The sequence below is a fragment of the Cryobacterium sp. AP23 genome, from assembly GCF_054075385.1.
On record NZ_CM133415.1, the window covers coordinates 4,022,650 to 4,035,470 of the forward strand.

Below are 12,821 nucleotides of genomic sequence, written 5' to 3' on the forward strand. Positions count from 1 at the left end.
GCAATGTCCGGGGCGTCAAGCCCCGGACATTGCACTGACTAGACTTCTTCAGTGATTGCGACCCTCATGCACAAAAGATTTACGGAGCTCACCTGATGCTGTGGTACACAGGCAGGCGCGTCCTCCAAATGATCCCCGTCTTCTTCGGGGCGACATTCTTGATCTATTTCATGGTCTTCTCTCTCCCGGGAGACCCCATCGCGGCCCTCTACGGTGACCGCCCACCGGCGCCCGGCGTGATCGAGCAGATCCGGGCCCAATACAACCTGGACAAGCCGTTCATCGTCCAGTACCTGATCTACATCGGCAACTTCTTCCAGGGCGACCTCGGCACCACCTACTCAGGTCGCGCCGTTTCCGACGTGATGGCCGCCGCGTTCCCCATCACCTTCCGCCTGGCCATGCTGGCCCTGGCGTTCGAAGCCTTCTTCGGCATCATCGTCGGCCTCGTCGCAGGCCTCCGTAAGGGCAAGCTGTTCGACGCCAGTGCACTGGTAGTGAGCCTGCTCCTGATCAGCGTGCCGACGTTCGTGGTCGGTTTCGTCCTCAGGCTGGTCTTCGGCGTCCAATTGGGCTGGTTCCGAACCACGGTGAGCGGAGACGCCCCCTGGGGTGAGCTCGTGCTCCCCGCGATCGTGCTCGCCTCCGTGTCCTTCGCCTACATCGTGCGCCTCACCCGCGCCAGTGTGGCTGACAATCTCAATGCCGATTTTGTCCGCACCGCAACGGCCAAGGGCCTCTCCCGCCCACGCGTCGTCACGGTCCACGTGCTGCGCAACTCCCTCGTTCCCGTCGTGACGTTCCTCGGAGTGGACCTCGGTTCGCTCATGGTCGGCGCGATCGTGACAGAGGGAATCTTCAACATCAACGGTGTCGGCGGCACCGTCTTCAAGGCCATCCGGCTCGGTGAGAGCACCACCGTGGTGTCCTTCATCGCCGTGATGGTCGTGATCTTCGTGGTCGCCAACCTGCTCGTCGACCTGCTGTACGCAGCTCTGGACCCAAGGATTCGTTATGCCAAATAAGCCTGGCCAGGCCCACTTCGTCGCGGAGCTGGAAGACACCCCCGTAGCCGCGATCGACCGCCTCGATGAGAATGAGAAAGCCCGCAGCACCTGGGCGGATGCGTGGCAGTCGATGCGCCGGCGTCCCACCTTCTGGATCTCAGCGGCGCTGATCCTCCTCATCGTCGTCGTGGCGCTGTTCCCCACCCTGTTCACCCAGGTCGACCCGCGGCAGTGCGTGCTCGGCGACAGCAATGGTGACCCCGAGGCCGGACATCCGTTCGGCTTCAATCGCCAGGGCTGCGACGTCTACTCCCGCACCATCTGGGGAACCCAGGCGTCGCTCACCGTCGGCCTCCTCGCCGCCAGCATCGTCACGCTGTTCGGCATCATCGTCGGAGCCCTCGCGGGCTACTACGGCGGCTGGCTCGACGCGATCGTCTCCCGCATCGGCGACATCTTCTTCGCCATCCCCACCGTGCTCGGCGCCATCGTGCTGATGTCGGTGCTGCCGACCGCCACCCCGACCTCGGTCGCCTTCGTGCTCTCGGTGTTCGCCTGGCCGCAGATCGCCCGCATCATGCGTGGCGCCGTGCTGACGGCGTCGAACTCCGACTACGTCATGGCCTCCACGGCCCTCGGCGTCTCGAAGTTCCGCATCCTGCTGCGCCACGTGGTACCCAACGCGATCGCCCCGGTGATCGTGATCGCCACCGTCTCGCTCGGCACGTTCATCGTCGCCGAGGCCACGCTGTCGTTCCTGGGTATCGGTCTGCCGCCGAGCGTGATGTCGTGGGGTAACGACATCGGCACCGCACAGACCTCCATTGTCACCAGCCCGCAGGTGCTCCTGTACCCGGCGGCCGCCCTGTCCATCACGGTGCTCGCGTTCCTGATGCTCGGCGACATTCTGCGCGATGCGCTTGACCCGACGGCGAGGGCGACTCGATGAGCCAGACACTCCTAGACACCACCCCTGAGGGCATCAACAGCGACGGACAGCCGCTGCTGCAGATCCGCAACCTCGAGGTCGCCTTCAGGACCCAGCGCGGGTTAGTTCCCGCCGTGCGCGGCGTGGACCTCACCCTTTACGCCGGCCAGACGCTCGCCATCGTGGGGGAGTCCGGCTCGGGCAAGACCACAACGGCGCAGGCGATCATCGACCTGCTTCCGGGCCCGGGCAAGGTCACCGGCGGACAGATCCTGTTCGAAGGCCGCGACCTCACCACGCTCAATGCCAAGGAAATCCAGGCGGTGCGCGGCAACCTGATCGGCTACGTGCCCCAGGACCCGATGTCGAACCTCAACCCGGTGTGGAACATCGGTTTCCAGGTTGAAGAGGCCATCAAGGCCAACAACATCGCCCAGGGTAAGGACGCCCGCGCCCGCACCATCCAGGTGCTCAAGGAAGCCGGGCTCAGCGACGCGGAGGACCGCCTCAAGCAGTATCCGCACCAGTTCTCCGGCGGTATGCGCCAGCGGGTACTGATCGGCATCGGCCTCTCCGCCCGGCCCAAGCTGCTCATCGCGGACGAGCCCACCTCGGCGCTCGACGTGACTGTGCAGCGCCAGATCCTCGACCACCTGGGCACCCTCACCCGCGACTACGGCACCAGCGTGCTGTTCATCACCCACGACCTCGGCCTGGCCGCGGAGCGGGCCGAACAGCTCGTGGTGATGTACAAGGGCAAGGTCGTCGAGTCCGGTCCCTCGCAGGAGATCCTGGCCAACCCGCGGCACCCGTACACCCAGCGGCTGGTGTCCGCGGCGCCGAGCCTCGCCTCGCGGCGCATCCAGTCGGCCAAGCTCGCCGGCTCCGGCGACCCCGAGATCTTCAGTGAGGGTTCGCTCGACGAGACCCTGATCGCCCGCGCGGCCGAGCGTGAGAACGCTGCCCCGGTGAAGGACCTGATCTCGGTGCGGGACATCTCGAAGGTGTACCGCATCCGCAAGAAGGGTCTGAAGACCGACGAGCTCCGCGCCGTCGACGGGGTGTCCTTCGGCATCCAGAAGGGCACCACAACGGCGCTCGTAGGCGAGTCCGGTTCGGGCAAGTCCACCGTGGCCAAGCTCATCCTGCAGCTGGAGAGCATCACCAGCGGCTCAATCGAGTTCGACGGCCAGGACGTTGCCGGGCTCAAGGGCAAGGAGCTGCTCAAGTTCCGCCGCCGTGTGCAGCCGGTCTTCCAGGACCCGTACGGGTCGCTGGACCCGCAGTACAACGTGGGCAACACCATCGCCGAGCCGCTGCTCGCGCACGGTGTCGGCACCGCCAAGGAGCGCCAGGCGCGCGTCAAGGAACTGCTCGAGCAGGTCTCGCTGCCGTGGGCGTCGCGCTTCCGGTACCCGAGCGAACTGTCCGGCGGCCAGCGCCAGCGCATCGCCATCGCGCGTGCGCTCGCACTCAAGCCCGACGTGCTCGTGCTCGACGAGGCCGTCTCGGCGCTCGACGTGCTCGTGCAGGGCCAGGTGCTGAACCTGCTCACCGAGCTGCAGACCGAGCTCGGCCTGACGTACCTGTTCATCACGCACGACCTCGCGGTCGTGCGCCTGGTGGCCGACAACGTCTGTGTCATGCAGAAGGGCCGGATCGTGGAGGCCGCGTCGACCGACAGCGTCTTCGAGAGCCCGCAGCAGGCCTACACGCAGGAGCTGCTCGCCGCCATCCCCGGCGGCAACTTCCAGTTCGGCCGGTAATACCGTTCAGGTAACACCGTTCATAGAGACTGCCCCTCGGCTTTCGGCCGGGGGGCAGTTCTCGTCACAGAGGGGGCGCCACGATGGCGAACACGTCGTCACCCGGAACGACCCTCCGCGCCCGCACGTCGGTGTTCGTCGGTGCCGCCCTGCTCGCCCTGGTTGGCGTGCTGCTGGCGGATGCCGTGCTGCGGGGCCGGTGGGACGTGGCCGCGCTGTCCCTGCCCGCCCTTGGCCTGGTGGCCGGCCTCGCGGTGGAGGTGTTCCTCCGCCCCGGCATCCGGCTGCACCACGGCGGCATCACCGTGGTCAACCCGCTGGTGACCACCGAGGTGCCCTGGGCAGACGTCGCGGATGTGACCACCCGGTTCCAGGTGTCGGTTGAAACCCGGGATGGTCGACGCATCCGCTGCTGGGGTGCGCCGACTGCCGCACGCACCCGGCCCGTGGCCGTGGCCCGCACCCGCGACCGGGCGGCAACGGGCACGTCCGGCTGGCTGCGGGCATCCTCTCCGCACCGGGTGATTGAGTCGTACCTCGCCCAGTACGGTGACCCGGCGCTGCCCGCTTCTGCCGCCGCCGCCGCCGTCACAGTCCGCCGCCGGTGGCATTGGACCACGGCCGGAATCCTCGCTGCGCTGGCGCTCATCGCCACCGGCCAGGTGTTGTGGGTCCACTGATCCTGCTCATATGAGCACACGAAACGGGGCTTTTCGACCGTCGCGACGACGAAAACCTGCGAAATGCGCGAGTTCGCGGCCGAATCACGCGAATGCCCTGTTTCCTGCGAAAGTGCCGTCAACGCTCGCCTAGGCTCTCTCCAATACCTGCTGAGCACCGGCGCTCTAAACGTTATGGGCTCCTCCCCGGAGGAGCTGAGGGGGAATACCGTGAAAAGCACCACTCTGATCGTCGAACCAGTCGCCAGCACGCCGGGCCGCAGCACCGGGAGCGCTCCGAGTGTGAGCGCCCGATCCAGCCAGCGACAGGCGGCCGGGCTCTAGAGGCTGCTCGAGTACCGACATGGTCTTCTACACCCTGCGGCGATTCGTCAACTACTTCATCCTCTCGGCCATCGCGACCTGCCTCGCGTACGTCGTCGCCAGCCTGGCGCTCGACCCGGCGGCGAAGTACTACGGCCGCAACCCGCAGCCGAGCGCGAACGTGATCGAGAGCATCCTCAACGGCCTCGGCGTCAACCCCGACGTGCCCGTGCTCGTGCGGCTGTGGAACTGGATCGTGAACCTCGTCACCCAGGGCTCGCTCGGCGAAACCGTCGGCGGCAAGTCCGTCGTCGCAGAAATCGTCACCCGCTCCGGCGTGAGCCTGCAGCTCCTGTTGCTGGGGTCCATCATCGGAGCGATCCTGGGCGTGGTGCTCGGCGTCTGGGGCGCGGTCAAGCAGTACTCGCTCAGCGACCAGACGGTCACCTATGCCTCGTACCTGGTGTTCGCGACCCCCACCTTCGTGATCGGCGTGCTGCTCATGATCGGCGCGACCATGCTGAACGGCATCGTCGGCCAACAGCTGATCACCTTCACCGGGTCGTATTCGGCCGGCCTCACCGGTTCCTGGTGGGACCTGCTCGTGGACCGGGGGGTGCACCTGCTGCTGCCGACCATCGCCCTGGTGCTCACCGGTGCGGCCAGCTACTCCCGCTACCAGCGCAGCGTCATGCTCGATGTGCTGGCCTCCGACTACATCCGCACCGCACGCTCGAAGGGGCGCTCCCGCAATTCGGCGCTGGTGCGACACGGGGTGCGCGTGGCCCTGATCCCCATGTCGACGTTCTTCGCCTACAGCTTCGGCACCCTCGTGTCCGGGTCGATCATGCTCGAGATCGTGTTCTCCTTCCACGGCATGGGGGAGTTCACCCTGCAGGCCATCACCCAGAGCGACATCAACGCCGTGGCCGGATCGACGCTGTTCCTGGCCGTGCTGGTGCTGTTTTCGTCCACCCTGTCCGAAATTCTCTACGCAGCACTCGACCCCCGGGTGAGGAACTGACATGTCGATCGTGGAAGGCGCCAGCGCCACCCTCGCCGCCGGGCCGGAGCCCGAACCCACTCCCGTCGCGCTCGCCCGCAAGCCGCTCTCGCGGGGCCGCCTGATCTGGAACCGCCTGGCGCACACGCCGCGCTTCTGGATCGGCGCCGTGGCGATGGCACTCATCGTGCTCTGGGCGGTGCTCGGCCCGCTGCTGTACCCGGTGGACGCGTTCAGCCGTGACCCGCTCAACATGGGCATGGGGCCCACCCAGCTGCACTGGTTCGGCACCAACAACATCGGCCAGGACATCTACGCGCAAACCCTGATCGGACTGCAGAAGTCCCTGATCATCGGCTTGATCGCCGGACCGCTCGGCACCTTCATCGCCGCGGTGGTCGGTTCGGTGGCCGGTTACCTGGGCGGCGTGGTCGACAACGTGCTGGTCTGGGTGATCAACCTGCTGCTCGTGCTGCCGTCGTTCATCCTGCTCGTCATCCTCAGCCCGCTCTTCGAGGACCTGTCCTGGATCTTCCTCACCGTGTTCCTGGCCGGTTTCAGCTGGATGATCATGGCCCAGGTGATCCGGTCGCAGACCCGGTCGCTGCGTAGTCGCGACTTCGTCAAGGCGGCCCGGTACATGGGCGTGCCGATGCCCACCATCCTGGCCCGGCACATCATCCCCAACGTGGCGTCGCTGCTGATCATCGACGCGACCCTCGGCGTGGTGGCCATGATCATGGCCGAAACCAGCCTGAGCTACTTCGGTTTCGGCATCCGCGCCCCCGACGTGTCGCTGGGCACCCTGCTCTCGGAGGGCACCGCCGCCGCCGTCACCCGGCCGTGGCTCTTCGTCTTCCCGGCCGGCGTGCTCATCGCCACGCTCTTCGCCGTCAGCCTGATCGGGGACGCCCTGCGCGACGCCGTCGACCCCACCTCGGGAGTGAACCGTGACTGATTTCCTGACCGCCCCCGAGCCGGGCCGGGTCGGCGCCCGCACCCCGCTGCTGCGGGTGCGCAACCTCTCGGTGACCTTCCCGCAGCGCAGCGGCCCGCCCGTGAACGCGGTGCGCGGCATCAGCTACGACGTGCACCAGGGAGAATTCCTCGGCATCGTCGGCGAATCGGGTTCGGGCAAGTCGGTGTCATCGCTGGCGCTGATGGGCCTGCTGCCGAGTTCGGCGCAGATCACCGGGGACATCGACTTCGACGGCCACAAGCTGCTGGAGATGAACGACCGCCAGCTCTCGGCCTTGCGCGGCCGAGACATCTCGATGATCTTCCAGGACCCGCTCTCCGCCCTCACCCCCGTCTATACCGTCGGCGACCAGATCGCGGAGGCCCTGCTGCTGCACGACGCGGCACTGAGCAAGCAGGCGGCCCGGGTCCGCGCGGTCGAACTGCTCAAGGTCGTGGGCATCCCCGCCCCCGAACGCCGTGCCAAGGCGTTCCCGCACGAGTTCTCCGGCGGCATGCGGCAACGCGCCATGATCGCCATGTCGATCGCGAACGACCCCAAGCTCATCGTCGCCGACGAGCCCACCACCGCGCTGGACGTGACCATTCAGGCCCAGATCCTCGAGGTGCTGGAGAAGGCCAAGGAACTCACCGGTGCTGCCGTGGTTCTCATCACCCACGACCTCGGCGTCGTCGCCGGCCACGCCGACCGCATCGCGGTGATGTACGCGGGCAAGCTGGTGGAGAACGGCAGCACCGCCGACGTCTTCAGCGAACCGCACATGCCGTATTCGATCGGCCTGCTGCGCTCCGTGCCCAACATGCAGACCGCCGGCACACAGCGGCTGGTGCCGCTCGAGGGCCGACCACCGTCGCTCACCGCGCTGCCACCCGGATGCCCGTTCGCGGCCCGGTGCCCGATCGCGCTCGACGTCTGCCGCGAGGTCGAGCCCCTGCTCGCCGCGCACGCCGAATCCGTCGGCGGGGTGACGGTTCCCGGCCTTGACCTGCTGTCGGCCACCCCGGCGACGGCGGATCCGGCCGTCGACAGCCACGTGGCCGCGTGCCACCGCTCCGGCGAGATCGCCTCCGGCCGCCTCACCCGCGCCGACGTGTTCCCCCGGCCGGAACCGCTGGAGATGCAGCACGCCGTGGCTCGGGAGGTGCAGGAGCCGGTGCTCACCGTCACCAACCTCAAACGGCACTTCCCGCTGACCAACGGCGGACTCTTCTCCCGCCGGATCGGCACCGTGCGCGCCGTCGACGGCGTCTCGTTCTCGATCCAACCCGGCCAGACCCTGGGCCTGGTGGGCGAATCCGGCTGCGGGAAGTCCACCACCATCCTCGAAATCCTCGAGATGACGACCCCGCAGGCCGGCCGGATCCTCATCGACGGCACCGACATCGGCACCGCCAGCCGGTCGGAGCGGCTCAAATTGCGCAAGGACGTGCAGATCGTCTTCCAGGACCCGATGGCCGCCATCGACCCCCGCCTGCCGATCGGCGAGGTGATCGGCGAACCCCTCACCGTGCACGGCGTCAGCCGGGCCGACCGGCGCGCACGGGTGCAGGAGCTGCTCGACTTGGTCGGGCTCGACCCGCAGATGGCCGACCGCTACCCGCACGAGTTCTCCGGCGGGCAACGCCAGCGCATCGGCATCGCCAGGGCGCTGGCGACCAACCCGCGGCTGGTCGTGCTGGACGAGCCGGTGTCGGCCCTGGACGTGTCGATCCAGGCCGGCGTGATCAACCTCCTCGAGGACCTCAAGGAACAGCTGGGCCTGTCCTACCTGTTCGTGGCCCACGACCTCGCGATCGTGCGGCAGATCGCCGACACCGTCGCGGTCATGTACCTGGGTCGCATCGTGGAGTACGGACCGGTGGCCGAGGTGTTCGCGCACCCGCGGCATCCGTACACCCAGGCGCTCATCTCGGCGGCGCCGATCCCCGACCCCGCCATCGAGCGCAGCCGCACCCGGGTGCTGCTCGAGGGCGACCTGCCCAGCCCCACCGAGGAGATCACGGGCTGCAACTTCCGCACCCGCTGCCCGCTCTACCGGCTGCTCGATCCGGCCGCGCAAGCGCTCTGCGCCACCGACGACCCGCCGCTCGTCACCCACGACGGCGTCGACGCGGCCTGCCACCACGTCGATCGCAACCGCATCGTCGACTCGGCGCTCGTCGGCGCCCCCTGAACCTGTCCGACCGCACGATCCGCACCATCCACACAGCAAGCACAGCTCGTCACCAAGCACCGCCCGTCACCAAGATAAGAAGGAGAAACCCTATGCGTCGGAGAAACACCGCATTTGCAGCAGTCGCCGTTCTGAGTGCGTCTGCCCTGCTGCTCACCGCCTGCGCGCCAGGCAACACGGCAACGGACACGTCCAGCGCCGGCCCCGAGGAAGTACTGCCGAGCACCGCCTGGGCGGTTGCCGACGCGGCCGATGTGGAAGACGGCGGCACGCTGAACCTGGCCATCAATGCGATGCCGGTCAACTGGAACAACTACGAGGTCGACGGCAACGAGGTCGACACCGTGAACACCATCGAGCCGACCACCGGCGGCCCCATTGAGATCGCCGAAGACGGCACCGCGGTTGTGAACCCCGACTACGCGGTGTCGGCAGAGGTCATCAGCGACGACCCCCAGGTCGTGGAGATCACGCTGAACCCGGACGCGGTCTGGGAAGACGGCACCCCCATCACGTACAAGGACTATGTCGCCACCTGGCAGGCCATGAACGGCAGCAACGAGGAGTACCTCTCTGCGTCCACCGCTATCTTCGAAGACATCACCGCCATCGAGTCGACGGACGACGACTACACCTTCACGGTCACGTTCTCCCAGATCACGGCGGACTGGCAGTCGATCTTCACCAGCGTGCTGCCCGCGTCGGTCGCCTCAACCCCCGCGGCGTTCAACGAGGGCTTCACCACCACCCCGGTGCCGTCCTCCGGCCCGTTCATGATCTCCGACATCGACACCTCCGGCCAGGTCGTCACCATGGTGCGCAACCCCGTCTGGTGGGGTGACACCCCCAAACTCGACACCATCATCGTGAAGGTCATCGACGGAGCGACCCAGGCCACCGCCTTCGGCAACTCCGAGACCGACATGCTCTACATCTCGTCGAACGCCGATGCGTACCAGACGGCGACGAAGCGCTCGGATGCCGAGATCCAGGCATCCGGCGGTCTCACCTGGACGCACGTGACCATGAACAGCGCCAAGGGCCCGTTGGCCGACGAGACGCTGCGGCAGGCCATCGGCCACTCGATCAACCGTGAGCTGATCTCCGAGTCGGCGAACACCCCCGTGGGTGTGAGCGCAACCACGCAGGGCAGCTACATCTTCATGCCCGGCCAGAAGGGCTACGAAGACAACGTGGGGGCCGCCATCGGCTTCGACGTCGACGCGGCCGCCGACCTGTTCGACGAGGCCGGCTACGAGCTGAACGACGACGGTCTGCGCGAGAAGGACGGCGACGTGCTGACCCTCTCGATCACGGTTCCCGCCGAGACGCCGACGAACAAGCAGCGCGCCGTGCAGGTGCAGGCCGACCTCAAGGATGTGGGCGTCACCGTCGAACTCGACGAGGTTCCCGCCGCCAAGTACTTCTCGGACTACATCATCCCCGGCGACTACGAGATGACGAGCTTCTCCTGGCAGGGCACTGCATTCCCGATCTCCTCCTCTGAGGCGCTGTTTTCCCCGGTCGACTCCGAGTCGAACTTCACCGGTATCACGGACGAGTCGCTCGAGGGCCTGTACGACGAGGTGAACGCGGAGCTCGACCCCGACGCCCGCCTCAAGATCGCCGACGAGATCGACAAGGTTCTCGCCGCCTACGTGCCGATCATCCCGCTCGCACCGCTGCCGAACGTGTACGCGGTCAAGGAGGGACTGGTCAACTACGGCGCCAAGCAGTTCCAGTCGGTCGACTGGACCGTGGTGGGCTGGGCCAAGTAATAACACGCTGAACAACGGATGGGACGTGGCCGCCGGCCACGTCCCATCCGCACGTTCGGGACCCCTTATACACGTTCGGGACCCCCTTATATAGGAGTCAGCGGACCTCGCCCGACGGGAAGGTGGCTGAGTACGGTAAGATAAATCCTTGGGTCCGTAGTGACCCCACTCATCCACTCTTCGCCGCATTCGCTTTTTCGCGGCATCCATTCTTCGTAAGGATCTATTTTTATGGCGATTGCTACCCGCAATAACCTCCGGAATGTTGCAATCGTTGCCCACGTTGACCACGGCAAGACGACCCTGGTCGACGCGATGCTCCAGCAGACGAACTCGTTCGCCGAGCACTCCCACACCGAAGAGCGCGCCATGGACTCCAACGAGCTCGAGCGCGAAAAGGGCATCACGATCCTCGCCAAGAACACGGCGATCTCGTACAAGGGCATCCACGCCACTGACGGCCCCATCACCATCAACGTCATCGACACCCCCGGCCACGCCGACTTCGGTGGAGAGGTCGAGCGCGGCCTGTCCATGGTCGACGGTGTTGTGCTCCTCGTCGACGCATCCGAGGGCCCGCTGCCGCAGACCCGCTTCGTGCTCCGTAAGGCACTTGAGGCGCACCTGCCCGTGATCCTCCTGGTCAACAAGACCGACCGCCCCGACGCGCGCATCGATGAGGTCGTCGAAGAGAGCCAGGACCTGCTCCTCGGCCTCGCCTCCGACATGGCCGACGACGTGCCCGACCTGGACCTCGACCTGGTCCTGAACGTGCCGGTCGTCTACGCCTCCGGCCGCGCCGGCGCCGCCAGCCTCAACAAGCCGGACAACGGCTCGCTGCCCGACAACGACGACCTCGAGCCGCTCTTCGAAGCGATCCTCCAGCACATCCCCGCTCCCGTCTACGACGACGAGCACCCGCTGCAGGCCTGGGTCACCAACCTCGACTCCTCGCCGTTCCTCGGCCGCCTCGCGCTGCTGCGTATCTTCCAGGGCACCATCAAGAAGGGCCAGACCGTGGCCTGGGTCAAGCACGATGGCAGCGTCTCGAACGTGCGCGTCACCGAGCTGATGATCACCAAGGCCCTCGACCGCTACCCGGCCGAGAGCGCCGGCCCCGGTGACATCGTCGCCGTCGCCGGATTCCCCGACATCACCATCGGTGAGACCCTCGCCGACCCCGATGATGTTCGCCCGCTGCCGACCATCACGGTCGACGACCCCGCCATCTCGATGACCATCGGCACCAACACCTCGCCGCTCATCGGCAAGGTCAAGGGCCACAAGCTCACCGCCCGCATGGTCAAGGACCGTCTCGACAAGGAGCTCGTCGGTAACGTCTCGCTCCGCGTGCTGGACATCGGCCGTCCGGACGCCTGGGAAGTCCAGGGCCGTGGCGAGCTCGCTCTCGCCATCCTGGTCGAGCAGATGCGTCGTGAGGGCTTCGAGCTCACCGTCGGCAAGCCGCAGGTAGTCGTCAAGCGCGTCGACGGCAAGATCCACGAGCCGTACGAGCACCTCACCATTGACTCGCCGGAAGAGTACCTCGGCGCGATCACGCAGCTCCTCGCCGCCCGTAAGGGTCGCATGGAGAACATGGCGAACCACGGCACCGGCTGGGTCCGCATGGAGTTCATCGTCCCGTCGCGCGGCCTGATCGGCTTCCGCACCGAGTTCCTCACGGACACCCGCGGTACCGGTATCGCCAACGCGATCTTCCACGGCTACGAGGCCTGGGCCGGCACGATCAACACCCGCACCAACGGCTCGATCGTCGCCGACCGCGCCGGTGTTGTCACGCCGTTCGCGATCATCGCCCTGCAGGAGCGCATGCAGTTCTTCGTGAACCCGACCGAAGAGGTCTACGAGGGCATGGTCATCGGCGAGAACTCGCGCGGTGACGACATGGACGTGAACATCACCAAGGAAAAGAAACTGACCAACATGCGTCAGTCCACCTCCGACACGTTCGAGTCGATGACCCCGTCGAAGCAGCTCACGCTCGAGCAGTGCCTCGAATTCGCCCGCGAAGACGAGTGCGTCGAGGTCACCCCCGCCGTGGTTCGTATCCGCAAGGTCGAGCTCGCCGCATCCGCTCGTCAGCGCAACGTCTCGCGTCTGAAGAAGCAGGACGCGAACTAGATCGACAGCATTACCTGACCGCAGGCATCCTGTTCCGGTTCTCCGGCGCGGGGTGCCTGCGG

General features: G+C 66.7%; 9 protein-coding genes. All 9 read left to right on the top strand.

Annotated features, from left to right (window positions below):
* The first annotated feature begins 95 nt into the window (after window positions 1–95).
* Window positions 96–1,025, top strand: coding sequence for an ABC transporter permease (locus ACU5E9_RS18985; protein WP_456811440.1), 930 nt, complete (start codon window positions 96–98; stop codon window positions 1,023–1,025).
* On the top strand, window positions 1,015–1,956 hold the full coding sequence (locus ACU5E9_RS18990) for an ABC transporter permease (RefSeq protein WP_456811441.1): 942 nt from the start codon (window positions 1,015–1,017) through the stop codon (window positions 1,954–1,956). Before ACU5E9_RS18985 ends, ACU5E9_RS18990 begins: the two co-directional genes overlap by 11 nt.
* Window positions 1,953–3,701 (top strand): dipeptide ABC transporter ATP-binding protein, encoded by a 1,749-nt coding sequence (locus ACU5E9_RS18995; protein ID WP_456811442.1) that lies wholly within the window; start codon window positions 1,953–1,955, stop codon window positions 3,699–3,701. Before ACU5E9_RS18990 ends, ACU5E9_RS18995 begins: the two co-directional genes overlap by 4 nt.
* Window positions 3,702–3,784: 83 nt before the next feature.
* The gene (locus tag ACU5E9_RS19000) at window positions 3,785–4,381 is read left to right on the top strand and encodes a PH domain-containing protein (protein ID WP_456811443.1); all 597 of its coding nucleotides are present in this window, start codon (window positions 3,785–3,787) and stop codon (window positions 4,379–4,381) included.
* A gap of 343 nt (window positions 4,382–4,724) precedes the next feature.
* Entirely contained in the window at window positions 4,725–5,708 is a 984-nt protein-coding gene (locus ACU5E9_RS19005; protein WP_456811444.1) for an ABC transporter permease, read from the top strand.
* 1 nt (window position 5,709) lies between these two features.
* The gene (locus ACU5E9_RS19010) at window positions 5,710–6,645 is read left to right on the top strand and encodes an ABC transporter permease (RefSeq protein WP_456811445.1); all 936 of its coding nucleotides are present in this window, start codon (window positions 5,710–5,712) and stop codon (window positions 6,643–6,645) included.
* Window positions 6,638–8,839, top strand: coding sequence for an ABC transporter ATP-binding protein (locus tag ACU5E9_RS19015; RefSeq protein ID WP_456811446.1), 2,202 nt, complete (start codon window positions 6,638–6,640; stop codon window positions 8,837–8,839). Before ACU5E9_RS19010 ends, ACU5E9_RS19015 begins: the two co-directional genes overlap by 8 nt.
* A gap of 92 nt (window positions 8,840–8,931) precedes the next feature.
* Complete coding sequence (locus ACU5E9_RS19020; protein WP_456811447.1) at window positions 8,932–10,617, top strand: ABC transporter family substrate-binding protein; 1,686 nt, start codon at window positions 8,932–8,934, stop codon at window positions 10,615–10,617.
* 231 nt (window positions 10,618–10,848) lie between these two features.
* On the top strand, window positions 10,849–12,759 hold the full coding sequence (gene typA / locus ACU5E9_RS19025; RefSeq protein ID WP_456811448.1) for a translational GTPase TypA: 1,911 nt from the start codon (window positions 10,849–10,851) through the stop codon (window positions 12,757–12,759).
* Window positions 12,760–12,821 lie beyond the last annotated feature (62 nt).

Bases quoted from the DNA above. Each gene is read 5' to 3' on its own strand.
- ACU5E9_RS19010 (WP_456811445.1), top strand. From the start codon at position 5,710: ATGTCGATCGTGGAAGGCGCCAGCGCCACCCTCGCCGCCGGGCCGGAG.
- ACU5E9_RS19020 (WP_456811447.1), top strand. From the start codon at position 8,932: ATGCGTCGGAGAAACACCGCATTTGCAGCAGTCGCCGTTCTGAGTGCG.
- ACU5E9_RS18990 (WP_456811441.1), top strand. From the start codon at position 1,015: ATGCCAAATAAGCCTGGCCAGGCCCACTTCGTCGCGGAGCTGGAAGAC.
- ACU5E9_RS18995 (WP_456811442.1), top strand. From the start codon at position 1,953: ATGAGCCAGACACTCCTAGACACCACCCCTGAGGGCATCAACAGCGAC.
- ACU5E9_RS18985 (WP_456811440.1), top strand. From the start codon at position 96: ATGCTGTGGTACACAGGCAGGCGCGTCCTCCAAATGATCCCCGTCTTC.
- ACU5E9_RS19000 (WP_456811443.1), top strand. From the start codon at position 3,785: ATGGCGAACACGTCGTCACCCGGAACGACCCTCCGCGCCCGCACGTCG.
- ACU5E9_RS19005 (WP_456811444.1), top strand. From the start codon at position 4,725: ATGGTCTTCTACACCCTGCGGCGATTCGTCAACTACTTCATCCTCTCG.
- typA (WP_456811448.1), top strand. From the start codon at position 10,849: ATGGCGATTGCTACCCGCAATAACCTCCGGAATGTTGCAATCGTTGCC.